Annotated in this window: 19 protein-coding genes; 13 read left to right on the top strand and 6 right to left on the bottom strand. The window is 65.0% G+C overall.

Annotated elements, in window-relative coordinates; genetic code table 11:
• Positions 1-76: 76 nt before the first annotated feature.
• Positions 77-403 carry a hypothetical protein gene (locus ACE10X_RS35315; protein ID WP_038386052.1) on the bottom strand — a complete coding sequence of 109 codons (327 nt, stop codon included), beginning with the start codon at positions 401-403 and terminating at the stop codon, positions 77-79.
• Between the two features lie 187 nt (positions 404-590).
• On the bottom strand, positions 591-1,724 hold the full coding sequence (locus tag ACE10X_RS35310) for a site-specific DNA-methyltransferase (RefSeq protein WP_028342966.1): 1,134 nt from the start codon (positions 1,722-1,724) through the stop codon (positions 591-593).
• A gap of 381 nt (positions 1,725-2,105) precedes the next feature.
• Between ACE10X_RS35310 and ACE10X_RS35305 the strand changes: the two genes are divergently transcribed.
• A complete protein-coding gene (locus ACE10X_RS35305; RefSeq protein WP_038386053.1) occupies positions 2,106-3,044 on the top strand; it encodes a neutral zinc metallopeptidase in 939 nt (312 codons plus the stop codon).
• Between the two features lie 127 nt (positions 3,045-3,171).
• A complete protein-coding gene (moaB, locus tag ACE10X_RS35300) occupies positions 3,172-3,735 on the top strand; it encodes a molybdenum cofactor biosynthesis protein B (RefSeq protein ID WP_038386054.1) in 564 nt (187 codons plus the stop codon).
• Positions 3,736-3,932: 197 nt separating this feature from the next.
• Here moaB and ACE10X_RS35295 read toward each other — a convergent pair whose 3' ends face one another.
• Both ACE10X_RS35295 and ACE10X_RS35290 read right to left on the bottom strand, forming a co-directional pair.
• Positions 3,933-4,874: a GNAT family N-acetyltransferase gene (locus tag ACE10X_RS35295; protein WP_375763475.1), complete on the bottom strand. Its 942-nt coding sequence runs from the start codon at positions 4,872-4,874 to the stop codon at positions 3,933-3,935.
• Positions 4,875-5,013: 139 nt separating this feature from the next.
• A complete protein-coding gene (locus tag ACE10X_RS35290; protein WP_028342969.1) occupies positions 5,014-5,583 on the bottom strand; it encodes a glycosyl transferase in 570 nt (189 codons plus the stop codon).
• A gap of 164 nt (positions 5,584-5,747) precedes the next feature.
• Between ACE10X_RS35290 and ACE10X_RS35285 the strand changes: the two genes are divergently transcribed.
• The 4 genes from ACE10X_RS35285 to ACE10X_RS35270 all read left to right on the top strand — a co-directional run bounded on the left by ACE10X_RS35285 (position 5,748) and on the right by ACE10X_RS35270 (position 10,152).
• Positions 5,748-6,926 (top strand): PA0069 family radical SAM protein, encoded by a 1,179-nt coding sequence (locus ACE10X_RS35285; RefSeq protein ID WP_375763474.1) that lies wholly within the window; start codon positions 5,748-5,750, stop codon positions 6,924-6,926.
• A gap of 124 nt (positions 6,927-7,050) precedes the next feature.
• Entirely contained in the window at positions 7,051-7,497 is a 447-nt protein-coding gene (locus ACE10X_RS35280; RefSeq protein WP_038386063.1) for a VOC family protein, read from the top strand.
• 94 nt (positions 7,498-7,591) lie between these two features.
• Positions 7,592-8,368, top strand: coding sequence for a ribonuclease HII (locus ACE10X_RS35275; protein ID WP_038386064.1), 777 nt, complete (start codon positions 7,592-7,594; stop codon positions 8,366-8,368).
• Between the two features lie 275 nt (positions 8,369-8,643).
• Entirely contained in the window at positions 8,644-10,152 is a 1,509-nt protein-coding gene (locus ACE10X_RS35270) for a glycosyltransferase family 39 protein (protein WP_304556848.1), read from the top strand.
• Between the two features lie 133 nt (positions 10,153-10,285).
• Here the strand turns inward: ACE10X_RS35270 and ACE10X_RS35265 are convergent, their stop codons facing one another.
• On the bottom strand, positions 10,286-11,119 hold the full coding sequence (locus ACE10X_RS35265; RefSeq protein ID WP_375763473.1) for a uracil-DNA glycosylase family protein: 834 nt from the start codon (positions 11,117-11,119) through the stop codon (positions 10,286-10,288).
• Between the two features lie 185 nt (positions 11,120-11,304).
• Here ACE10X_RS35265 and ACE10X_RS35260 point away from each other — a divergent pair, with 185 nt between their 5' ends.
• The 7 genes from ACE10X_RS35260 to ACE10X_RS35230 all read left to right on the top strand — a co-directional run bounded on the left by ACE10X_RS35260 (position 11,305) and on the right by ACE10X_RS35230 (position 22,195).
• Complete coding sequence (locus ACE10X_RS35260; RefSeq protein ID WP_038386067.1) at positions 11,305-12,963, top strand: electron transfer flavoprotein-ubiquinone oxidoreductase; 1,659 nt, start codon at positions 11,305-11,307, stop codon at positions 12,961-12,963.
• A gap of 540 nt (positions 12,964-13,503) precedes the next feature.
• A complete protein-coding gene (locus ACE10X_RS35255; RefSeq protein ID WP_375763472.1) occupies positions 13,504-15,288 on the top strand; it encodes a tetratricopeptide repeat protein in 1,785 nt (594 codons plus the stop codon).
• Positions 15,289-15,565: 277 nt separating this feature from the next.
• Entirely contained in the window at positions 15,566-16,453 is an 888-nt protein-coding gene (locus tag ACE10X_RS35250) for a 4-(cytidine 5'-diphospho)-2-C-methyl-D-erythritol kinase (RefSeq protein WP_038386069.1), read from the top strand.
• Positions 16,454-17,165: 712 nt separating this feature from the next.
• Positions 17,166-18,515 (top strand): IS701 family transposase, encoded by a 1,350-nt coding sequence (locus ACE10X_RS35245; protein ID WP_304556539.1) that lies wholly within the window; start codon positions 17,166-17,168, stop codon positions 18,513-18,515.
• A gap of 342 nt (positions 18,516-18,857) precedes the next feature.
• Positions 18,858-19,784, top strand: coding sequence for an SMP-30/gluconolactonase/LRE family protein (locus ACE10X_RS35240; RefSeq protein WP_038386070.1), 927 nt, complete (start codon positions 18,858-18,860; stop codon positions 19,782-19,784).
• Between the two features lie 145 nt (positions 19,785-19,929).
• The gene (locus ACE10X_RS35235) at positions 19,930-20,523 is read left to right on the top strand and encodes a GNAT family N-acetyltransferase (RefSeq protein ID WP_038386071.1); all 594 of its coding nucleotides are present in this window, start codon (positions 19,930-19,932) and stop codon (positions 20,521-20,523) included.
• A 28-nt stretch (positions 20,524-20,551) separates the two neighbouring features.
• Complete coding sequence (locus tag ACE10X_RS35230; protein WP_038386072.1) at positions 20,552-22,195, top strand: GMC family oxidoreductase; 1,644 nt, start codon at positions 20,552-20,554, stop codon at positions 22,193-22,195.
• 171 nt (positions 22,196-22,366) lie between these two features.
• Here ACE10X_RS35230 and ACE10X_RS35225 read toward each other — a convergent pair whose 3' ends face one another.
• Entirely contained in the window at positions 22,367-23,869 is a 1,503-nt protein-coding gene (locus ACE10X_RS35225) for an NAD(P)/FAD-dependent oxidoreductase (protein WP_038386073.1), read from the bottom strand.
• Positions 23,870-23,933 lie beyond the last annotated feature (64 nt).

The following is a 23,933-nucleotide window of genomic DNA, read 5'->3' as shown; positions in this document are numbered from 1 at the left end:
ACCGGCTCCTCTTGCGCAAATTTCGCTGCGCTGCGCAAGCGACGAGTTTGTGAATCAGGGGCGCGTGGCGCGCTGGTCAGCCGGCCCAGAAGAAGCCCAGGATACCCGCGACGACCAGCGCGATGCCCACGACGTCCAGCGCGGCGGCGGAGCGCCTCGCAGCACGCAAATGGGAGACCTGCGTCGCGCGTTCTGATCCCCGCGCGTAGCCATGGACGATGATCTCTTCATTGAACTCGCCATGCGCCTCGAGCGCGAGCGTCAGCCCGACGCAGACGAGCAGGATGCCGAAAATGATCAGGCCGAAGAATCCGAGCAGGCCGATCAGCAGCATCGGAAACATGCCGAGCAGGAAGACCGGCAGCAGCGGCACCAGCAGCAAGGTCTCGGATTGTCTGCGCATCGGGCGACCAATCGAAACGGGCAAGTGACGGGGCCAATCTAGTCCCAACGTCGCAGCGCAACAAGGCGGCCCGCGTTCAAGACGGCGTCATCTTTCCCGACGTGTCATTCCCCGACGCGCAATTGCGCATCTGAGGGCGCCGCGAAGCGGCGAGCCCGGAATGACGAGGAAGATTAGTCGGCCTGCCTCAGCCCGCCGCCATCTCGGAGCGGATCTCGGCGCGCAGCTCGTCGATCAGCCGCAGGCCGGTCTTGGTCTCGACGTGCCAGAAGGTCCAGCCGTTGCAGGCGCCCGAGCCCTGCGCGACCGCGCCGATGCGGTGGATCGAGCCGACCTTGTCGCCGAGCATGATGGCGCCGTCGGCGCGCACCAGGGCGCCGTGGCGCTTCTTGGCGTCGACCAGCCTGGCGCCCGGCACGATCATGCCGCGCTCGATCAGTTCGGAGAACGCAACGCGCGGCGCCTCGCGCGCGGTCATGAATGGCGCCAGCGTTGCGTCCGGCAGCGGCTCGATCGCGGCGATGCGCGCCTCGGCGGCAGCCGCATAGGTCCTGTCGCGCTCGAAGCCGATATAGCTGCGGCCGAGGCGCTTGGCGACGGCGCCGGTGGTGCCGGTGCCGTTGAACGGATCGATCACGAGATCGCCGGGCTTCGAAGACGACAGCAGCACGCGGGCGAGCAGCTGCTCGGGCTTCTGCGTCGGATGCACTTTCTTGCCGTCGCCGTCCTTGAGGCGCTCCTCGCCGGTGCACAGCGGGATCAGCCAGTCGGAGCGTGCCTGCACGTCCTCATTGGACGCCTTCAGCGCTTCATAGTTGAAGGTGTAGCCCTTGGCCTTCTCGTCGCGCGCGGCCCAGATCATGGTCTCGTGCGCGTTGGTGAAGCGGCGGCCGCGGAAGTTCGGCATCGGATTGGACTTGCGCCACACGATGTCGTTCAGGAGCCAGAAGCCGAGGTCCTGCATGATGGCGCCGACGCGGAAGATATTGTGATAGGAGCCGATCACCCACAGCGTTGCCGACGGCTTCATCACCCGGCGGCAGGCCAGCAGCCAGGCGCGGGTGAAATCGTCATAGGCAGCGAACGACGAGAACTTGTCCCAATCGTCGTTGACGGCATCGACATGCGACTCATCGGGGCGCTTGAGGTCGCCCTTGAGCTGCAGGTTGTAGGGAGGATCCGCGAAGACCAGGTCGACCGAGCCGGCCTGAAGCTTCGACAATTCGGCCACGCAATCGCCAATGACGATGTGGCTCGATGGGGCACTCTCAAATTTAGTGCGGGGCGCCCTTGCAGACGCCCCGCGACGCGACACTACCATGACTCAAGAACTCTGACTCAGGCGACGCTGTCGGCGACGCGGGACTAAACAACCGACTGGCGCCACATTGACCCGGCAAAGTAAAAATCGACTTAATTGGAAATCTTCATGCTAAAGATTGCAGCATCTTTTGCGCGGCATGGCGCAGTGCCGCCGGCGTTGTGCTGCAACATCAGCGCGTTCGGCGAAAAAATTTGCGGATCATCAAACCGGCACGATTCGCGCGGTAGATTCGCCCTCACTCGCAGCCGTTTGCACCGCAAGGGATGCGCGCCTTCCGACTAGGCAATTATTGCCGGGCAGGATATTGATTAACAGAATGGAAATTTTAAGTTGGAGTGTCCCGCGTTGGGTCGCCGACTGGAATGAAGGGAAACCGCCATGCGCTATGATGATTTCCGCCGCAGCGACGACATCGAAGACCGTCGCGATGAAGGCGGGATGGGCGGAGGTGGCGGTGGCGGCTTCGGCATCCCGATGGGTGGTGGCGGGCTCGGCATCGGCACCATCATCGTGCTCGGCCTGCTCGGCTATGCCTTCGGCATCGACCCGCGCATCCTGATCGGCGGCGCCGAGATTCTCACCGGCGGCGGCCAGGCCCCGACCTACCAGACCGACCGGCAGTCGTCGGGCGGGCAAGCCAAGCGCGGCGCGCCGACCGACGAGATGGGCAGCATGATCGCCGGCATCCTGGGCGAGATCGACGATCGCTGGAGCGAGATCTTCAAGGCCAGCGGCCAGACCTACACCGGTCCGAAGATCGTGCTGTTCCGCAACGCCACCAATGGCGGCCGCTGCGGCATGGCGCAGTCGGCGATGGGACCGTTCTACTGCCCGCCGGACAAGACCATCTTCCTCGATACCGGCTTCTTCCGCGAGGTCGAGACGCGCTTCCGCGGCTGCTCGGGCAACGCCTGCAAGTTCACCGCGGCCTATATCATCGCGCATGAAGCTGGCCATCACATCCAGAACCTGCTCGGCATCATTCCGCGCGTGAACCGGCTGCAGCAGCAGGCCGGCAGCAAGAGCGAGGCCAACGCGCTGCAGGTCAAGGTCGAGCTGCAGGCCGATTGCCTCTCCGGCGTCTGGGTCAATCGCGAGGAGAAGAAGCGGCCGGGCTTCCTCGAGGCCGGCGACATCGACGCCGCGCTGACCACCGCGAACGCGATCGGCGACGACACGCTGCAACGGCAGGCCACGGGCAGGGTGGTGCCTGATTCCTTCACCCACGGCTCCGCCGCGCAGCGCAAGGAGTGGTTCATGAGAGGCTACCAGCAGGGCACAGTGCAAGCCTGCAACACGTTCGGCGGTAGCTTGTAGCTCTAGACCGCGTCATCCTGAGGTGCTCGCCTCTTCGGCGAGCCTCGAAGGATGAAGCGCCCGTTGCCCATCCTTCGAGGCTCGCTTCGCGAGCACCTCAGGATGACGTCAGTGTGTGAGGTACACGATGCCTTCGATCGACGAATCCAAATCATTCATCCCGCTCAACATCGCGGTGCTGACGATTTCCGACACCCGCTCGCTGGCGGATGACAAGTCGGGCACCACGCTGGCCGACCGTCTCACCGCGGCCGGCCACAAGCTTGCGGCGCGCGAGATCGTCACCGACGATGTCGAGGCGATCAGAGCCGTGATCCGGCGCTGGATCGCCGATCCTGCCGTCGATGCCGTCATCACCACCGGCGGCACCGGCTTCACCGGCCGCGACGTGACGCCGGAGGCGGTCGAGCCGTTGTTCGAGAAGCGGATGGACGGCTTTTCGATCGCCTTCCACATGCTGAGCCACGCCAAGATCGGAGCGTCGACGATCCAGAGCCGCGCCACCGCCGGCGTTGCGGGCGCGACCTTCATCTTCTGCCTGCCGGGTTCGCCCGGCGCCTGCCGCGACGGCTGGGACGGCATTTTGGCCGCACAGCTCGACTACCGCACGCGCCCCTGCAATTTCGTCGAGATCATGCCGCGGCTGGATGAACATCTGCGCCGCCCGAAGGCGAAGGGCGCGAGCGCGTAGCAGCCGTCACTTTCCGATGCGCAATTGCGCATCTGAGGGCATCGCGCAGCGATGAGCCCGGAATCTCAAAGGCGAGCTGCCGTAGCCCGGATGGAGCGAAGCGAAATCCGGGGCAGTCTCTTCCGCGGCCGCATCGTTCCCGGATTGCGCTCCGCTCCATCCGGGCTACGCAGTCCAGACTTCTCGGCGCTGCGGCTTTACAACTCCAGTTCCCAGGTCTCGCCGACCAGATCGACCCCAAAGCTGTGATGCTTCTCTTCCTTGACGCGCTGAAAACCGGCGCGGGCGTAGATGCCGCGCGCGGCGACCAGGATGCTCTGGGTCCACAGCGTCATCTTCTTGTAGCCCTTCTCGCGCGCGGCGCGGATGCATTGTTCGACCAGTGCGCGGCCGACGCCGAGCCCGCGCGCCTTCTCCTCCACCAGCAGCAGGCGCAGCTTGGCGACCCTGCCGCCGCCGTCGACCAGGAAGATCGAGCCGACCGGCTCGCCGTCGACCTCCGCGATCCAGCAATGCTCGCGGGCGGGATCGAACGATCGCAGAAACTGCGCGCAGATCTCGGCCACCAACGCCTCGTAGCTGATGTCCCAGCCATATTCCTCCGCGTAGGCTTGTCCCTGCCGCGAGACGACCCAGCCCATGTCGCCGACGCGATGGCTGCGCAGCAGGAAGCCGACCGGTTTCCCGGCGGGCGGCTCCAGCGATAGCTCGATCGTGCCCATGGCGCGCACCACCGCGGCGCGACGGTCGCTGTCCATCTGCTTCAATAGCGCCCCGACCTCGCTGCGCGAGCGGCTGTCGAGATCGGCGGCTGCGGTGCGGCCCTTGGCGGTGAGGGTCACCTCGTTGACGCGCTTGTCGGCCTTCGACGGCTTGCGGGTCACGATCTGGCGCTTTTGCAGTGCCGCCAGCGTGCGGCTGACGAAACCGGCATCGAGATCGAGATCGCGCACCAGGTCGGTTGCGGTGCAATTTTCGCGATGCGCGAGCTCGTAGATGATCCGCGCTTCCTGCAGCGTGAATGTCGAGTGCAGCAGCTTCGGCTCGATGATACCGAGCTTGCGGGTATAGAACCGGCTGAAGCCGCGAACCGCGGCGACCTGGCTCTCGAGGGTGGCGTCATGGGAATTCGATTTCATCAAGTATATTATTTGACGGAATCAAATAATCCGCAAGCGCTTTGTTGAAGCTTAGGTTCTGAAGACAGAACCTAAGCTTCAGGCTGGTTTTGACGCGTTTTCTTTACGCGAACCGGTGCCCACTTCGCTTGAAAACGCTTCAAGCCACCATGATCCGGCTGCGCAGCATGGTGCGGGAGGAGCGGCCGAGCCGGCGCAGCAGGCGCGCCTCGGAGCGGCGGGCATCGGGCCGGTAACCGCCGATCCGCTCGTAATGTTCGCGCGCGATCAAAAGGCCTTGTTCGGCCGAGGGACCCGTGATCATCCGGGCGACGAATTTGAGGCCGTCGCGCAGGCCGGGGTCGGTGTAGGGCGCGCGGGCGTAGCGGAAGATGCCGGCGCGGTCCTTGCCGCTGGCCGCCACCATCTGGATGAACTGGGTGGATTCCTCGATCCAGCCGGCATCGAGCACCGCGCCCGGATGCAGGAACATCAGCCAGGGCGACCGCGCCTGCCGCGCGCCTGCCGCAAGCGCCGCGGCGCGCGTGCCCTCGAAGCGCAGGAAGCGGCAGCCGGCGACGTCGGCGACGCGCTCCATCACATCGCTGTTGCTGCGGTCGACCAGCAGCACTTCGCGGATGACACCCGCGGCCGCTCCCGGCACCAGCGCCGCCAAGGTTGCGACCGCGGTGCGCTCGACGCCGTCGGTTGGAATGATCACGCTCAGCATGATTTTGAGGCTTCGATGGCTCAAACGATGGAGAAACTCCGGCCGTGTTATCACCTTGTCATATTCAAAGCAGCCTGTTCGCCTGCAGAATTTTGTAGCAAGGTTCTGTGGAATTTCTCCGCTCATGTTCTTGATTTGTTCTCGCGCTGTGTTAGCTTCAGAACATGAGCCGAGCATCCTCTCATGCCCTCAAGCACCCGCCGGTAACGGCGCCCTCCGATAACCCGGCGGGTGCACCTTCACCTGTTCCTGCTCCTTTTCCCGAGCTTGCGGTCGCGATCGAGCGCGAGCGGCGGCGCGGCCGCGGCGCGCAGTCCAACGCCAGCGGCCGCTACGAGGCCGAGGCTCGCGTCGCCTTCGACGATGGCTGGCAGAGTCTCGAGGATCTGCCGCCGTTTACGACCAGCGTGGCGCTCGACACCTCACGCAAGGTGATCACCCGAAACGACTCGCCCGACATCGGCTTCGAGCGTTCGATCAATCCCTATCGTGGCTGTGAGCATGGCTGCGTCTATTGCTTCGCGCGGCCGACCCACGCCTATCTCGGCCTGTCGCCGGGGCTGGACTTCGAATCGAAGCTGTTCGCCAAGCCGGACGCACCCGCGCTGCTCGAGAAGGAACTGGCGGCGCCGGACTACGAGGCCCGGATGATCGCGATCGGCACCAACACCGATCCCTATCAGCCGATCGAACGCGACCGGAAGATCATGCGCGGCATTCTCGAGGTGCTCGAGCGCGCCGGCCATCCGGTCGGCATCGTCACCAAGTCGGCCCTGGTCGTGCGCGACATCGACATCCTGGCGCGGATGGCCAAGCGCAATCTCGCCAAGGTCGCGCTCTCGGTGACGACGCTCGACCCGAAACTCGCCCGCACCATGGAGCCGCGGGCCTCGACCCCGCCGAAGCGGCTCGAGGCGATCAAGCGGCTCGCTGACGCCGGCATCCCGACCACGGTGATGGTCGCCCCCGTGATCCCGGCGCTGAACGACTCCGAGATCGAGCGTATCCTCGATGCCGCCGCGCATGCCGGCGCCAAAGAGGCGAGCTACGTGCTGCTGCGCCTGCCGCTCGAGGTCCGCGATCTGTTCCGCGAATGGCTGATGGCGAACTATCCCGACCGCTATCGCCACGTCTTCACGCTAATCCGCGACATGCGCGGCGGCCGCGACTACGACTCGCAATGGGGCACCAGGATGAAGGGCACCGGCCCGATGGCCTGGATGATCGGCCGCCGCTTCGAGATCGCCTGCGAGAAGCTCGGCCTCAACAAGCGGCGGACCAAGCTGACCACCGATCACTTCGCCAAGCCGAAGCGCAACGGACAGCAGCTCAGTCTATTCTAGGTGAGGGCGCGTAGCCCGGATGGAGCGCAGCGAAATCCGGGGCTCGTCGACCCCTGGCCAAAGATTTCCCGGATTGCGCTTCGCTCCATCCGGGCTACGAAGACGTCAAACAGTGAGTGCAACAATGAGTAACACCCCGACCGCACGCTTCACCGTCCTCACGCTCGGCGTCAGCGACATGCGCGCCAGTATCGACTTTTATGAATCGCTCGGCTTCACCAGGAAGATGCGCGCGACCGGCGAGGAGGTTGCCTTCTTCGAGACCGGCGGCACCGTGCTCGGCTTGTTCCCGTGGCATCTGCTTGCCGCCGATGCCGGGCTGCCGGATCAGCCGCGGCCATCAGCGTTCCGCGGCGTCGCGATCGCCTGGAACTGCAACGACGACGCCGAGGTCGATCGCGTGATGGCGTTTGCGCTGTCGAAGGGCGCCAGGCTGCTGAAGCCCGCGCAGCCCACCAGCTATGGCGGATATTGCGGCTATTTCGGCGATCCCGACGGCCACGCCTGGGAAGTGGTGCGCGCGCCGGGCTTTGAGGTTCGCGACGACCGCCGGGTGTCAATTCCCGATTAGAGCGCCGATCCCGATTAGAGCGGCGAATTGAATAACGGGGAAGGGCGCCAAGTTCCAGGTTGCGCCGCGGGCCGGGCTTGATCACGATCCCCGCATGATTCGGGACAAGTCCAACAGCACGTCTAAGACCGCGTCGAAGAAGAAACCGGCCGAGCCGGCCAGGCCGGACAAGCGCGTCATCGTGGTGACGCGGCCGAGCTTTCGGCGCGAGCGCGCGCTGATCAAGCGCGGCGTCTGGCCGGTCGCCGGCTGCGACGAGGCCGGGCGCGGGCCGCTGGCGGGTCCCGTGGTCGCCGCCGCCGTGGTGCTGGACCCAAATCGGATTCCCAAGGGCCTCGATGATTCGAAGCGGCTGACCGTCGAGCGCCGCGAGGAACTGTTCGAGGAGATCTGCGCCACATCGGCGTTCTCGGTCGCGGTGGCGTCACGGGCGCGGATCGACCGCGACAACATCCTGCGCGCCTCGCTGTGGGCGCTCGCGCGCGCCGTGCATGCGCTGCCGGAAATGCCGAAGCACGTCTTCGTCGACGGCCGCGACAAGCTCGCCACGCCCTGCGACTGCGACGCCGTGATCGGCGGCGACGGCATCGTGGCCTCGATCGCGGCGGCCTCGATCATCGCCAAGGTGACGCGCGATCGCCTGATGTGCGCGCTGGCGCTGGATTGTCCCGGTTACGGCTTCGAGCAGCACAAGGGCTACGCGGTCCCCGAGCACCTCGAGGCGCTCGACCGGCTCGGTCCCAGCAGCCATCACCGCAGCTTCTTCGCGCCCGTCGTCGCCGCGCGGCTGAAGCATTTCCCGGTCCCGGCGGAGCCGGACCTGTTCACGGTGGACGCCGAAAGCGAAGCCGCGGCATCCGAAGCGGCGTAAGCGCACCGTCTCCAACCACGCGACGCTGTCGTCGCCCGCGAAAGCGGGCGATCCAGTATTCCAGAGGCAGTCGTTTTTGATCGAGAGGCCGCGGCGTACTGGATCACCCGCTTTCGCGGGTGATGACAGCGGAAGCGGGGGATGACAGCGGAGACTGACTTTACAGTGCAGTCTGGCGCGACACCGTTGCCTCCACCGCCGCCGCCGTTTATCAAAAACCCTCGGGATCAGATGGCGCCGCTTGATAGGGGTGGCTGGGGCATTTCAGGCGTTTCATGCGGTTTACCTCCCTGGTTGTCGAACTGATCCGCGCCCGGCCGCGCCTCGTGGTCTGGATCGTGGTGCTGGCGCAGGCCGCGATCTGGCTGTTCCTGCCGGCCATCTTCTACGGCAGCCCGCCCGGCAACCTCGCCGCCATCCTCGCCTTCGGTCGCGAATACCAGGTCGGCACCGACATGGGGCCGCCGCTCGCGTTCTGGCTCGCCGACATCGCCTTCCGCGCCGTCGGCAATCACGTGTTCGGCGTCTATCTCCTGGCGCAGGTCTGCGAAATCGTCACCTTCATCGCCTTCTACGCCCTGGCGCGCGCCATCGTCGGCGGCCCGCAGGGCGTGCTGGCGGTGCTGCTGTCGATGACGGTGGTGGTGTTCTCCTCGCCGAGCGTCGAGTTCGGCCCGCTGATCCTGGCGCGCCCGCTCTGGGCGCTGCTGCTGCTGCATTCCTGGCAACTGATCGGGCAGAACCGGCGCAGCGCCTGGTTCGCCTGGTCGATCGATTGCGGCCTGCTGCTGCTGACGACGCCGGCGGCGATCGGCATGATCCTGCTCGTGACGGGCTTTGCGCTCGCAACCGAGCGCGGCCGGCGTATGCTCAAATCGGTCGATCCGATCTACGCGCTGCTGGTCATCATCGTGCTGGCGCTGCCCTACCTGATCTGGCTGGTCCGCGCCGACGTGCTGGCGCTGCCGGCCTTGCCTGCGCCCGCCGATCTCAAGGCGCGCGCGCTGCGCTGGGGCGTGGTGCTCGGCGGGCTGATCGTGGCGACCGCCGCGATCGCGCTGCTGGCGATCCTCAATTCGCGCTGGTTCGCCGGCAAGACCGAGGATGCCCCGATCATCTACCGTCCGCCGGTCAGTCCGCTGGCGCGGCAATTCGTGTATTTCTTCGCGTTCGCGCCGGCGATCGCGAGCAGCTTCGTCTCCGGGCTGTTCAATCTCGATCGCGCCTTCGGCGGCGCCGGTGTGGCGCTGTTGATGTCCGGGCTCGCCGTCGTCGTCGCGACCGGCGATATGATCCCGCTCAGGCGGCAGCGGCTGCTGCGTTCGGTCTGGGCCCTGGCGGTCGCGGCGCCCGCCGCGCTGGCGCTGGCGGCGGCCCTGTTCCTGCCCTGGACCAGCACCACGGAGGCGTCCACCTCGCTGCCGGCAGCTGCGTTGGGCCGCTTCTTCGATGACAGCTATGAGCGCCGCACCAACCAGCGCCTGCGCGCGGTGGCCGGGGATCCCGAACTTGCCAGCCTGATTGCGATGAATCGCCGCCGCCCGCATCTCTTGCTCGACGCCACGCCGCAGTGGACGCCGTGGCTGTCGGTCGCAAAATTCAACGAGACCGGCGGCGTCGTGGTGTGGCGCGCACAGGACACCGCCGGTACGCCGCCGCCCGACATCGCGCAGCGCTTCCCCGGCCTCGTGCCGGAAGTGCCGCGTTCGTTCGACCGGCTGGTCAACGGACGGCAGCCGGTGCTGCGGATCGGCTGGGCGATCGTGCGGCCGAAGGGGACGTGATTTGACATGGAGCCGTAGCCCGGATGAAGCGCAGCGAAATCCGGGGCCGCTCTATCACTCCACCTGATCCACCCGGATTGCGCGGAGCCTGTCATCAGGCGCGCGTCCGCGCGACCCGTTGGCTCCATCCGGGCTACGAAGTTATCGCCGGCTGCAGCACCTTCGCGATCGCGCGCAGATCCTGCCACGACAGCCGCTTGTACGACGGCGAGCGCAGCAGATAGGCCGGATGGAAGGTGGCGACGGCGCGGATCGTGCGGGTGCCGGTGTCGTAGTCGATCCATTTGCCGCGCGTGCGCATGATGCCCTCGCGCGTGCCGAGCAGCGCCTGCGTCGAGGGATTGCCGAGCGTCACCAGCACGTCGGGATTCACGAGTTCGATATGGCGCTGGATGAAGGGCAGGCACACCTGCGTCTCCTGCGGCGTCGGCGTGCGGTTGCCGGGCGGCCGCCACGGGATCACGTTGGCGATATAGGCCTTGCTGCGGTCGAGCCCGATCGCGGCGATCATGCGGTCGAGCAGCTTGCCGGAGCGGCCGACGAACGGCAGGCCCTCGATGTCCTCGTCGCGGCCCGGCGCCTCGCCGACGAACATCACGCGCGCCTGCGGATTGCCGTCGGCGAACACCAGCCTGGTCGCGGTGTGCTTCAGCGCGCAGCCGTCGAAATTCTCCATCAGCGTGCGCAGGGCCTCAAGCGTCGGCGCGGTCCGCGCCGCCTCGCGCGCGGAGGCGATCGCCGCATCCGGCGCCACGGTGATTTCGCTGCGCGGAACTGACGGCATCGGCGGCGGACGCAGCGGATTGAGCGCAACTGATGGACGCGGCGCGGCAGGGGCGGGAACTGGCTCGGGCTCCTCGAGCCGGTTGATCGGCGCATCGCCTAGCGCGCAATCGACCCCGGCCTCGAGGTAAAAGGCAAGCAATTGCTGCAGTGTAGGGGTGGGCTCGGGCGGCAGGGCCATCATGGGTGTAATTTTAGCATGAACGGGAAAAGTGGAGGCGGGTTTTTGGAAAAGATTATGCTCCTGTGGCGTCGCGGCCGCGCGAAACCTCGCCAAGCGCAATTCCATGGTTGTCCTTCCGTTAAAAATCGGAAACAACGACCTCTGAAAAGCTTAGAAGCGTTCTCAATGGGCTGAGATCAAAGATCATGAGTGCTGAAGACCTTCCTCCGCGCGAGTCTATGGAATTCGACGTCGTCATCGTCGGCGCCGGCCCGTCGGGCCTGTCGGCCGCGATCCGGCTGAAGCAGCTCAATCCGGAGCTCTCGATCGTCGTGGTGGAGAAGGGCTCCGAGGTCGGCGCGCACATCCTGTCGGGTGCCGTGATCGATCCCGCCGGCCTCGACAAGCTGGTGCCCGATTGGCGCGAGGATGCCGACTGTCCCCTGAAGACGCAGGTCAAGCAGGACCGCTTCTACTGGACGACGTCGCAAGGCTGGTTCCTCCTGCCGAACTTCATCATGCCGCCGCTGATGAACAATCATCACTGCTACATCGGCTCGCTCGGCAATGTCTGCCGCTGGCTGGCACCGAAGGCGGAAGCGCTCGGCGTCGAGATCTATCCGGGCTTTGCCGCCACTGAGGTGCTCTATGACGACAAGGGCGCGGTGCGCGGCATCGCCACCGGCGACATGGGCATCGCCAGGGACGGCAGCCACAAGGATTCCTACACCCGCGGCATGGAGCTGCTCGGCAAGTACACGCTGTTCGCCGAAGGCGCACGCGGCTCGCTGTCCAAGCAGCTGATCGCGAAGTTCAATCTCGATGCCAACTCCGAGCCGCCGAAGTTCGGCATCGGCCTCAAGGAGGTCTGGCAGATCGACCCGGCGAAGCACAAGAAGGGGCGGGTTCAGCACACGCTCGGCTGGCCGCTGAACGACAAGACCGGCGGCGGCTCGTTCCTCTATCACTACGACGACAACCGCGTCGCGGTCGGCTTCGTCGTGCATCTGAACTACAACGATCCGTATCTGTCGCCGTTCGACGAATTCCAGCGTTTCAAGACCCATCCCGATGTCCGCGAGCTGTTCGAGGGCGGCAAGCGGCTCGCCTATGGCGCGCGCGCCATCACCGAGGGCGGCTACCAGTCGGTGCCGCGGCTCTCGTTCCCGGGCGGCGCGCTGATCGGCTGCGCGGCGGGCTTCGTCAACGTACCGCGCATCAAGGGCGTCCACAATGCGATGGGCTCCGGCATGCTCGCCGCCGAGCATGTCGCGGCCGCGCTCGGCGCCGGCCGCGCCAATGACGAGCTCGTCGAGTACGAGAACGCCTGGCGCTCGTCGGCGATCGGCAAGGACCTGTTCAAGGTCCGCAATGCCAAGCCGTTGCTGTCGAAGTTCGGCAACCTGCTCGGAATGGCGCTCTCCGGCTTCGACATGTGGTGCAACACGCTCGGCTTCTCGCTGTTCGGCACCCAGTCGCACGCCAAGCCGGACCGCAAGACGCTCGATCCGTCGAAGCAGCATCAGCCGATTGCCTATCCGAAGCCGGACGGCAAGATCTCGTTCGACAAGCTGTCGTCGGTGTTCCTGTCCAACACCAACCATGAGGAGGATCAGCCGGTCCACCTCAAGGTCGCCGACCTCAATCTGCAGAAGACCTCGGAGCACGACGTGTTCGCCGGCCCCTCCAACCGCTACTGCCCGGCCGGCGTTTATGAATGGGTCGAGGAGTCGTCGGGCCCGCGCTTCCAGATCAACGCCCAGAACTGCGTCCACTGCAAAACCTGCGACGTGAAGGACCCCAACGGCAACATCACATGGGTTCCGCCGGAGGGCGGCGGCGGTCCGAACTACGAGGCGATGTAAGGCGACGGTGAGCTCGAGGCGGCCGACCACATTTGCGTGAGGCGGCCGCGCGAGTTGCCGTAACCTGCGCTGTGCCTCTCTGCTTGTGGGAGAGGCCGAATTGCATCGACAGATGCAATCCGGGGTGACGGTACCGGTCCATCGAGGGACTTCAATCGACGGATAGACCTGAATCCTTCACCCGGAAATTCAAGCTTTCGCTTGAATTCCGACCTCTTCCACAAGGGGAGAGGTGGAACTGGCCGCGTGGCGAGCCTCTTGGGGCGCTTTTTGCGTTCGCGCGCGAATATGCCCGGCCCGGTCACGATACCGCCATAGTGGAAGCGTCTTGCGGGGGCTGGCTGGATCGGCGGGCTTAAAGGCCTAATCTGCCAATTGATTCGTCATGGATTGCCTTTGGGCGATCCTTGCGGATAAGCGCCAAAAGCGGCATTGTCCCCCGCCGTGATGCCGCCGCTTGGGTTCGCATTTTGAGACTGATCGCAAGATCTTGGCCATAAAATCCATCTTGGCGTAAATCCCTGGAGCAAGGCGACCGTGATGCTGTCCACCCGATTCCACCGCCTGACGATTGCCGTTCTCGCTGCCGCGGCGCTTGCCGTCCCTGCGCAGCTTGCAGCGCAAACGCCGGACCATCCGACCGACAATACCGCGCAATTCCCGTCCAAGAACGACCTGAAGTCGCTGACCACCGCCGGCAGCTATCTCGCCGCTCGCCACGCCAGCGTCGAGCGCGATGCGACCTCGGCCGCGGCGTTCTACCGCTCGGCGCTGCGCACCGACCCGAAGAATTCCGAGCTGCTCGACCGCGCCTTCATCTCCTCGCTCGCCGACGGCGACATCGAGGAGGCGGTCAAGCTTGCCGACCGCATCCTGACCCAGGACAAGGCCAACCGCGTCGCGCGCCTGGTCGTCGGCGTGCGCGATCTCAAGCTGAAGAAATATGCCGCCGCGCAGTCCAACATCAACCAGTCGGTGCGCGGCCCGATCACCGATCTCGTCGCGACGCTGCTGTCGGCCTGGGCCGCCTATGGCGCCGGCGACAGCAAGGCCGCGGTTGCCTCGATCGACAAGCTGACCGGCCCCGAGTGGTACCCGATCTTCAAGGACCTGCATGCCGGCATGATCTACGAGCTGTCCGGCAAGGAGAAGGACGCGGGCGCCCGCTTCGAGAAGGTCTACAAGCTCGACGATTCGATGCTGCGCACGGTCGACGAATATGCGCGCTGGACGTCGCGCAACAAGGACGCCGCCGCCGCGACCGCGATGTACGAGGCCTTCGACAAGAAGCTGCCGCGTCACCCGCTGGTGCTGGAAGGCATCAAGGAGACCAAGGCCGGCAAGAAGCTGCCGCCGCTGGTCGAGTCACCGCAGGCCGGCGCCGCCGAGGCGCTGTACGGCATCGGCGCGACGCTGACCCGCCGCGGCGGCGAGGACCTCGCGCTGGTCTATCTGCAGCTCGCGCTCTATCTGCAGCCGAACCATCCGCTGGCGCTGCTGTCGCTCGCCGATCTCTATGAATCGGTGAAGAAGCCGCAGATGGCGATCAAGGTCTACGAGCGGATGCCGGCGTCCTCGCCGCTGAAGCGCAACGCGCAGATCCAGCTCGCGACCAATCTCGATGCCGCCGACCGCAGCGACGAGGCGATCAAGATCCTCAAGGAAGTCACATCGGATCAGCCGAAGGACATCGAGGCGATCCTGGCGCTCGGCAATATCGAGCGCGGCCGCAAGAAGTTCGCCGACTGCGCCACCACCTATTCGCAGGCGATCGACGCGCTGCCGGCCGGCGGCGACAAGAATGCCTGGGTCACCTATTACTATCGCGGCATCTGCGAGGAGCGCTCCAAGCAGTGGAACAAGGCCGAGGCCGACATGCGCAAGGCGCTCGAGCTGCAGTCCGAGCAGCCGCATGTGCTGAACTATCTTGGCTATTCCTGGATCGACCAGGGCATCAACCTCGACGAAGGCATGAAGATGATCAAGCGTGCCGTCGATCAGCGTCCTGACGACGGCTACATCGTCGACTCGCTCGGCTGGGCCTATTACCGGATCGGCAATTACGAGGAGGCGGTGAAGAACCTCGAGCGCGCGATCGATCTGAAGCCGGAAGATCCGACCATCAACGACCATCTCGGCGACGCCTACTGGCGCGTCGGCCGCACCCTGGAAGCCAAGTTCCAGTGGGCGCATGCCCGCGACCTGAAGCCCGAGCCGGAAGAGCTGCCGAAGATCCAGGCCAAGATCGACAACGGCCTGCCGGACGATACCTCCAACGCCGCCGCTGCCGAGAAGAAGAAGGACGACGACGGCAAGGGCGGCTAGACCTCCCGTCCGCTTGCTGAGCTCCCACCGTTCCCTTTCCCGCTTGCGGGGGAGGGCCAGGGTGGGGGTACCTCCGCAAAGAGATTCTCTCCGTGGGTAGAGCCCCCACCCGGATCGCATCGTTCGATGCGATCCGACCTCCCCCGCAAACGGGAGAGGTGAAGGCAGGCCGATACGGCACCCCAAATCCTGGAATTTCCATCCAAACAAAGGGATAGGATCGTACGGCGATTTACGCTAATCGCATCATGATGTTTGTTTTTAGGGGTTTATCGCCGTGCCGGCGCTGATTGAAGAAGGGCGTGCCAAGGTCAACCTGACGCTGAAGGTTGTCGGGCGGCGCGTCGACGGGTTTCATGACCTCGAGAGCGTCGTCGCGTTTGCCGATTGCGCCGATCGCCTGACGCTCGAGCCGGGATCCGAGCTGTCGCTTTCGATGGCCGGGCCGCTGGCCGATGCCTGCGGCGACACCTCTGACAATCTGGTGCTCAAGGCCGCACGCCTGCTCGGCGAGCGCGTCGCGGACCTCGAGGTCGGCCACTTCACGCTGGAGAAGGTGCTGCCGGTTGCGGCCGGCATCGGCGGCGGCTCGGCGGACGCCGCGGCGGCGCTGCGGCTGTTGGCGCGGCTCAACGAGCTCTCGCTCGACGATAGCAGGATCATGGAGGTCGCGCTGCAGACCGGCGCGGACGTGCCGGTGTGTGTCGCCTCGCGCGCCTGCGACATGACGGGCGTCGGCGAAGGCCTGCTGCCGCTCGACCTGCCGAAGATGCCGTGCGTGCTGGTCAATCCGCGCGTGCCGGTTGCGACCAGAGACGTCTTCAATGCGCTCGGCCTGCGCAATGGCGAGCTCCTGATCGGCGCCACCGACGTCGTGATGCAGGCGCCGTCATGGCCGGACGCCGGCCGCGCGATCGACGATTGGATCGCGGCACTGGAGCGCGGCACCAACGATCTCGAAGGCCCCGCGGCGCGCATCGAGCCCGTCATCAGTGACGTGCTGTCCGCGCTGCGCGAGACCAGGGACGTTCGTCTGGCGCGCATGTCGGGCTCCGGTGCGACCTGCTTTGCCGTGTTCGGAACCGACGCCGACGCCGAGGCTGCCGGCGAAAAGCTCCGCGCCGGGCATCCCACCTGGTGGGTGCATGCGGGCACGCTGAGCTGAGTTCGCGCCTCTCCCTTTCATCCCTCGGTACGCAATCGTGCACCGGGGCATGACGGCGACATAACGCGACAGCGTGGTGCGACAAACTGCCCCGACGGGCAACTCAGCAAAAACCTGTCAATCCTCGCGCGCGAAAATATTTCGCTTTATCCGAAGCGCAACTCAGTATATGGTTCGTCCGTCTCACCTGATCGAGGGGCGCTTCGCGGTCGTCACGAACGTGGGTCGAGATGCGGTGGACGCGGATTGCGCAACTGACGAGTGCGCATGAGGCGGACGGCGAAGTCGTGCAGGCCTGACGCCCTAGCGGCAGGTGTCTTTTCACAAAACGCTCGCGCGTCTTGTGAAGACGGTGACAAACAAGCCAAGTCTCGCCGGGGAGAGCACGTATAAGCCGTAGCCCATCGCGCAGGGAAAGCCGGATTGCTCCGGTTACACCTGTGGTCCTACCCCCGTGCTTTCTACCTTTTGCACGGGGCCCATGGGTGCGATCGGCACCCGGCTTTCCCTGCGCCCTCCGTCCAAGAGAGGGCGGAACGAAGCGCAAAGCTCGGACAATTCATGTCGCGAGAATGCGGGCGTGTGACCCTCTGGCTGCGCAACATATTCAGTGTCTTCCCTGGCTAGTGCGCAATTGCGCACGGGAGCAGGCACTACTTTGGCAGATTGTTGGATTTCGGCTTTTTATTAGGATTCCCGAATCAATTTTTCAATGATTCATGGGTGGTCGGCTCTTGGAGGGCTGACCATGGCGGAATGGGAAGACGAACTCGAACGCTGGCTGATGCCGTTCTTGGACCGGTTGGGTCATAAGACGCGGCAGCGGATGTGTCCCCTGTACGTTGCGGGATTGATCGGTCCTGGCGATCGCAAGAGCATTCAGCCGATGGCAGAACGCCTCGCAACCGGCAACTACGATCAGCTGCACCATTTCATTGCCGATGGTGTCTGGGACGCGTCAGCGCTGGAATCTGAGTTGCTCAACCAGGCCGACCGGCTTGTCGGCGGCAACGATGCGGTGCTGGTTATTGATGACACCGCGATCCCGAAGAAGGGTGAACGTTCGGTTGGTGTTGCAGCTCAATATGCATCGGCTCTCGGCAAAACGGCAAATTGCCAAACGCTGGTGTCTTTGACGCTTGCGCGAGGTGAAGTGCCGGTGATGGTCGCGTTGCGTCTTTTTCTACCCGACAGTTGGACGAGCGACCTGTCTCGTCTAAAGCGCGCTCGCGTGCCGGTCGAACACCGAACGGCACGGTCCAAGCCGGAAATTGCTTTGGCCGAGATTGACCGCGCGATGGCAGCCAACGTGCGCTTTGGATGTGTGCTGGCGGATGCAGGATACGGGCTCAGCGCGCCGTTTCGACAAGGGCTAACGGCACGCGGGCTGGCCTGGGCCGTCGGCATCCCTCGGCATCTCAAGGTGTATCCGGTCAATGTGAAGCTCATTTGGCCGATTACCAAAGTCCGCGGGAAACCACGAAAGCACCACGTACCAGATATCTTATCGATTGCGGCAGAACACATGCTGGCCAGCGCCAAATGGAAAACCGTGAGTTGGCGCAGCGGGACGAAAGGTCGGCTGAAAGCCCGATTTGCTGCTCTCCGTGTCCGCACCGCCGACGGCCCTCCGCAGCGGATTTGGGACAAGGGTCAGCAGCATCTCCCAGGCGACGAGGCCTGGCTCATTGGCGAGCAACGAGCCTCGGGGGAGAAGAAATACTATCTCGCCAATCTCCCTGCGGCGACGGATCTGCGCACACTGGCCGCCACTATCAAGGCAAGATGGGTTTGTGAGCAGGCGCATCAGCAGTTGAAGGAGGAGCTTGGACTTGATCACTTCGAAGGGCGATCATGGCAGGGTCTTCATCGCCACGCCCTGATGACAATGATTGCCTACGCCTTCCTGCAACATCGCCGCCTCGCATACGCGGGGCGGAAAAAAAAGAATCAACGGGCCTCCGCCTCAGCCAACCATGCCCGCCGTGCGTCACGCCATCGTCGATCTCATCCTTCGGCCACCGTCTCAACGGTGTCCATACTGCCGAAAACAAATCCTTGAAAAACACCGGCGCAAACAGATTCTGCCAAAGTAGTGCAGGGACCCATAACCACAAATGCAAGTTGTTACGCGATGCCGGAACGACGAGTCCCGCTCATAACGACCGCCGCGGAGTATGGGTCCCGGCCTTCGCCGGGACGACAGTAGCGGACTTGGCGCGACATCGGGGCTTCGCGGCGACGACAGCATCAGTGCGGCATCATCCCACCTCAACGCCGGGCAGCCTTGCGGGGCCATTGCTTGGCAAGCCAAACCCCGTTTGCCATAACAGGATGAAACAACAACGTTGCGCGTGCGGGGCCGTTCGGAATCCGCCTGCAGCCAAAGAGCCGGGAGGATGCCATGGCCAATATCCGAGTTCTCGCCACCGATCTGGAGTTTCCCGAAGGTCCGGTCGTCATGCCCGACGGTTCGGTCGTGCTGGTCGAAATCCGCGGCCAGCGGCTGACCCGGGTTTATCCCGACGGGCGCAAGGAGATCGTCGCCAAGGTGCCGGGCGGCCCGAACGGCGCGGCGCTCGGTCCCGACGGCAAGATGTACATCTGCAACAATGGCGGCTTCTCCTGGATTCCGACCCGCAACATGATCATGCCGGGGCCGCAGCCCGAGGATTATCTCGGCGGCTCGATCCAGCGCGTCGATCTGCAATCCGGCAAGGTCGAGACCGTGGTGACGAAGTGCGGCGAGCATGAGCTGCGCGGGCCGAACGATCTGGTGTTCGACAGGCAGGGCGGCCTGTGGTTCTCCGATCTCGGCAAGCGCCGCGCCCGCGACATGGACGTTGGCGCGTTCTATTATCTGAAGCCCGGCATGAACGAGATCGTCGAGGCTGTGCACGGCATCCTGCCGGCCAACGGCATTGGTCTCTCGCCGGACGAGAAGACCGTCTACATCGCGGAGACGCCGACCGCGCGGCTGTGGGCGTATGAAGTTTCCGAGCCCGGCACCGTCAAGCCGCGCGACGTGATCTATCGCGGCGAGCGCGGCAAGCCGATCGCCGGCCTCGGCGGCTACCAGATGTTCGACTCGCTCGCAGTGGAAGCGAACGGCAATGTCTGCGTCGCGACGCTGGTCTCGGGCTGCATCTCGGTGATCGCGCCCGACGGCACCGTGGTCGAGCAGGTGCCGACCGGCGACCGCGTCACCACCAACATCGCCTTCGGCGGCCCCGAGCTGAAGACAGCCTACATCACGCTGTCGGGCAAGGGCGAGCTGATCGCGATGGACTGGCCGCGGCCGGGATTGCCGCTGAATTTTCTGAATAGATGACGATTGCGCTTCGCGAAGCGCAATCGTCATTCCGGGATGGTGCGAAGCACCAGACCCGGAATCTCGAGCTTCCCCGGGGCGCAATTGCGCCCCTGAGGTTCGATGCTGCGCATCGCCCGGAATGACAAGGATGGAGAGATCTCGAATGCCCTGGCTTGAACCGGTCGCCCTTCGCGGCGCGCATGCGCGGCTGGAGCCGTTGTCACACGATCATCGCGACGGGCTGGTCGATGCGGTGAAGGACGGCGAGCTGTCAAAGCTCTGGTACACCGCGATCCCGCAGCCGGAGAACATGGCCAAGGAGATCGACCGCCGGCTCGGCCTGCAAAAGGCCGGATCGATGCTGCCGTTCACGGTGTTCGACGCCGAGGGGCGGATCTCGGGCATGACGACCTACATGAACGTCGACACGCCGAACCGTCGCGTCGAGATCGGCTCGACCTGGTACGCCAAGCGTGTGCAGCGCAGCGCGGTCAACACGCAGTGCAAACTGCTGCTGCTCACCCATGCCTTCGAGAAGCTCGATTGCATCGCGGTCGAGTTCCGCACGCATTTCTTCAATCACCAGAGCCGGCGCGGCATCGAGCGTCTGGGTGCGAAGCAGGACGGCATCCTGCGCAGCCATCAGATCGCGCCCAACGGCACGTTGCGCGACACCGTGGTTTACAGCATCATCGCCAGCGAATGGCCGACGGTGAAGGCGCATCTGACCTATCAACTCAACGAAAAGCCGCGCTGACACGATAGTCAGCGCCAGAAGCGAGACGATGGAAACGTTCGATTATGTGATCATCGGCGCAGGCTCCGCCGGGAGCGTGCTGACCAACCGGTTGAGTGAAGACGCGGGTATCAGCGTGTGTGTGCTCGAGGCGGGGCCGAGCGACTGGCATCCCTACATCCATCTGCCGGCCGGCTTCATCAAGACCTTCCACATGAAGAGCGTGAACTGGGCCTACCAGCAGGAGGTGGGTCCCTACACCGGCGGGCGCAGCATCTATGCACCGCGCGGCAAGACGCTCGGCGGCTCGTCCTCGATCAACGGCCACATCTACAACCGCGGCCAGCGCCAGGATTTCGACACCTGGGCGCAGCTCGGCAATCGCGGCTGGGGCTATCCCGACGTGCTGCCCTATTTCCGGCGCATGGAGAGAAGAATCGGCGAGGGCGACGACACCTATCGCGGCCGCGACGGCAATCTCACCGTCACCACGATGGACTGGCAGGACCCGCTCTGCGAGGCCTTCATGGCGGGCGCAGTCAGCCTCGGCATTCCGCGCAATCCCGATTACAACGGCCAGATCCAGGAGGGCGTCTCGTACTGCCAGCGCACCATCCTGAACGGCCGCCGGGTCAGCGCCGCGACCGCGTTCCTGCATCCGGCGCGGCGGCGGCCCAATGTCGATGTGCGCACGCATGCGCATGTCACGGGGATCATCTTCGAGGGCAAGCGCGCGGTCGGCGTGCGCTATAACCGCGGCGGCAAGCACGGCGATCCCCTGGAGATCCGCGCCACCAAGGAAGTCATCCTTTCCGGCGGCGCCTACAACTCGCCGCAGCTGTTGCAGCTCTCCGGCGTCGGCGCGCCCGAGCTGTTGCAGGCGCATGGCATCGAGGTGCGCCACGCGCTCCCCGGCGTCGGCGAAGGCCTGCAGGATCACTACGCGCCGCGCTCGGTGGCGCGGGTCAAGAACATCAGGACCATCAACGAAATGCGGCGCGGCTTCAGCCTGTGGGGCGAGGCGATCAAATGGGCGACGACGCGGCGCGGCCTGCTGTCGCTGTCGCCGACTATGGTCTATTGCTTCTGGCACTCCGGCGAGACCACCGAGAGCTCCGATCTGCAGCTCACCTTCACGCCGGCGAGCTACAAGGAAGGCGTGCAGGGCCAGCTCGAGGACGAGCCCGGCATGACGGTGGCGTCATGGCAGCAGCGGCCGGAGAGCCGCGGCTATGTCCGGATCCGCTCGGCCGACCCGTTCGCGCCGCCGATCATCCAGACCAATTATCTCGCCGAGGAGATCGACCGCCGCGTCGTCGTCGCTGGCATGAAGCTGGCGCGCCGGCTGCTCGCCTCCGAGCCGCTCAGTCCGTATTACGCCTATGAGGACTTTCCGGGCCCGAAGGTCACGAGCGACGACGAACTGCTGGCGGCCGCGACCCAGCGCGGCACCACGACCTTCCATCCCGGCTGCACCTGCCGGATGGGACCGGCGGACGCGCCGTGGGCTGTCGTCGACGACCAGCTTCGGGTCCATGGCATGGAGGGCCTGCGCGTGATCGATGCCTCGATCATGCCGCGGATGATCTCCGCCAATCTCAACGCCTCGACCCTGATGATTGCCGACAAGGCCTCCGACATGATCCGCGGCAAGGCGCCGGAGGCAGCCGCGAAGCTGCCGGAATATGCGTGAGGGGATAGAGGCGAGCGCGATGTTGCTTCTTGATCAGCGCGCTGTGTCTAATACCGTCATGCTGAGGAGGCCGCGAAGCGGCCGTCTCGAAGCGCGACGGCCCGAGTGGGGCCGTGCATCCTTCGAGACGCGCTACGCGCTCCTTAGGATGGCGGGACTAATATCAGGAGCTCAGCCGTAGACGAACGCCTTGTCCTCGAGGTCGATCGCCGGGAATTCGTCCTTCTCGGCCCAGTAGTCCTGGTTGTGCTGCCACTCCGGCTTGTCGCCGCGCTTCGGCAAGAGGTGCATGCCGCGCATCATGTAGCCGGGGTTGAAGTTCTCCGGATCGATCCACGGCAGCAGCGGCATGTTGTGGTCTTCGGGGCGCAGCTCCGGCGTCACCTTGTTCGCGCCGGTCGCCTTCATGTGCTGCAACAGGCGGCAGACGAAGTCGCCGACCAGATCGACACGCAAGGTCCAGCTGGCGCGGAAATAGCCGAACACCCAGACGAGGTTCGGCACGCCGGTGAACATCATGCCGCGATAGGTCACGGTATCGGCGAAGTCGAGCGGCTTGCCGTCGATCTCGAAGTCGATGCCGCCATTGGCGGAGAGGTGGAAGCCGGTCGCGGTGATGATGATGTCGGCCTCGAGCTGCTTGCCGGACTTGAGCAGGATGCCCGTCTCGGTGAAGCGGTCGATCTCGTCGGTGACGACCGACGCCTTGCCGCCCTTGATCGCGTGGAACAGGTCGGCATCCGGCACGAAGGCGATGCGCTGCCGCCACGGCCGGTAGCTCGGCGTGAAGTGGGTGGCGATGTCGTAGTCCTTGCCGAGGACGGCTTCCACCGCTGCCAGCAGGTCCTTCTTGGCGCCCTCGGGCTCGGCGAAGGTCCGCCTGGTGAAGGCGTCCTGCTCGAACAGGATCTTGCGGCGGGTAATCTCGTGGATCCAGTGCTCATCGACCTGCAGCCTGCGCAGCTCCTCGGCGATCTCGATCGCGTTGCGGCCGGTGCGGAAATAGGTCGGCGAGCGCTGCAGCATGGTGACATGGCTGGCGTCCTTGGCCATCGCCGGGATCAGCGTCGCGGCGGTGGCGCCGGAGCCGATCACGACCACGCGCTTGCCCTTGTAGTCGAGGTCGTCGGGCCAGGTCTGCGGATGCACGACCGTGCCCTTGAACTTCGCCATGTCGGTCCATTCGGGCGTGTAGCCCGCGTCGTGGCGATAATAGCCCTGGCACATCCAGAAGAAGTTGGTGGTGAAGCGCAGCCGCTCGCCGGTGTCGATGCGGACAGCGTCGATGGTCCAGAGATTGGTCTCGTTCGACCACTTCGCCGCGGTGATGGTGTGGCGATAGCGGATGTGACGGACGAGGTCGTTCTCCTCGATCACCTCGCCCATGTATTTCAGGATCTCGGTCGCGGTCGCGATCGGCGCGCTGGTCCACGGCTTGAAGCGATAGCCGAAGGTGTGCAGGTCGCTGTCGGAGCGGATGCCGGGATAGCGGTGGGTGGACCAGGTGCCGCCAAAAGTCTTCTGCGTCTCCAGCACCACGAAGCTGGTGCCGGGGCATTGCGTGGTGAGGTGGTAGGCGGCGCCGACGCCGGAGATGCCGGCGCCTGCGATCAGGACGTCGAAATGCTCTGTGGTGACGGGCTCGGCGGCGCGGATCTGGGTCTGGACGTTCATCTTCCCTGGTCTTCTTGCTTGTTGGCTTGTTTGTTGAGCTGCAGAAGCAAGACGCCGGAGCCGT

This window comes from Bradyrhizobium sp. Pha-3 (assembly GCF_042258325.1).
In the GTDB taxonomy this organism is placed as follows: Bacteria; Pseudomonadota; Alphaproteobacteria; order Rhizobiales; family Xanthobacteraceae; genus Bradyrhizobium; species Bradyrhizobium elkanii.
Note: the sequence above shows the minus strand (reverse complement) of the source record. Positions and strands in the feature narration are given on the sequence as shown.

Coding starts and splice junctions, on each gene's coding strand:
- ACE10X_RS35275 (WP_038386064.1), top strand. CDS start 7,592: ATGATTCGGGACAAGTCCAACAGCACGTCTAAGACCGCGTCGAAGAAG.
- ACE10X_RS35295 (WP_375763475.1), bottom strand. CDS start 4,874: ATGAAATCGAATTCCCATGACGCCACCCTCGAGAGCCAGGTCGCCGCG.
- ACE10X_RS35285 (WP_375763474.1), top strand. CDS start 5,748: ATGAGCCGAGCATCCTCTCATGCCCTCAAGCACCCGCCGGTAACGGCG.
- ACE10X_RS35305 (WP_038386053.1), top strand. CDS start 2,106: ATGCGCTATGATGATTTCCGCCGCAGCGACGACATCGAAGACCGTCGC.
- ACE10X_RS35265 (WP_375763473.1), bottom strand. CDS start 11,119: ATGATGGCCCTGCCGCCCGAGCCCACCCCTACACTGCAGCAATTGCTT.
- ACE10X_RS35255 (WP_375763472.1), top strand. CDS start 13,504: ATGCTGTCCACCCGATTCCACCGCCTGACGATTGCCGTTCTCGCTGCC.
- ACE10X_RS35260 (WP_038386067.1), top strand. CDS start 11,305: ATGAGTGCTGAAGACCTTCCTCCGCGCGAGTCTATGGAATTCGACGTC.
- ACE10X_RS35290 (WP_028342969.1), bottom strand. CDS start 5,583: ATGCTGAGCGTGATCATTCCAACCGACGGCGTCGAGCGCACCGCGGTC.
- moaB (WP_038386054.1), top strand. CDS start 3,172: ATGCCTTCGATCGACGAATCCAAATCATTCATCCCGCTCAACATCGCG.
- ACE10X_RS35230 (WP_038386072.1), top strand. CDS start 20,552: ATGGAAACGTTCGATTATGTGATCATCGGCGCAGGCTCCGCCGGGAGC.
- ACE10X_RS35315 (WP_038386052.1), bottom strand. CDS start 403: ATGCGCAGACAATCCGAGACCTTGCTGCTGGTGCCGCTGCTGCCGGTC.
- ACE10X_RS35235 (WP_038386071.1), top strand. CDS start 19,930: ATGCCCTGGCTTGAACCGGTCGCCCTTCGCGGCGCGCATGCGCGGCTG.
- ACE10X_RS35310 (WP_028342966.1), bottom strand. CDS start 1,724: ATGGTAGTGTCGCGTCGCGGGGCGTCTGCAAGGGCGCCCCGCACTAAA.
- ACE10X_RS35270 (WP_304556848.1), top strand. CDS start 8,644: ATGCGGTTTACCTCCCTGGTTGTCGAACTGATCCGCGCCCGGCCGCGC.
- ACE10X_RS35240 (WP_038386070.1), top strand. CDS start 18,858: ATGGCCAATATCCGAGTTCTCGCCACCGATCTGGAGTTTCCCGAAGGT.
- ACE10X_RS35225 (WP_038386073.1), bottom strand. CDS start 23,869: ATGAACGTCCAGACCCAGATCCGCGCCGCCGAGCCCGTCACCACAGAG.
- ACE10X_RS35280 (WP_038386063.1), top strand. CDS start 7,051: ATGAGTAACACCCCGACCGCACGCTTCACCGTCCTCACGCTCGGCGTC.
- ACE10X_RS35245 (WP_304556539.1), top strand. CDS start 17,166: ATGATTCATGGGTGGTCGGCTCTTGGAGGGCTGACCATGGCGGAATGG.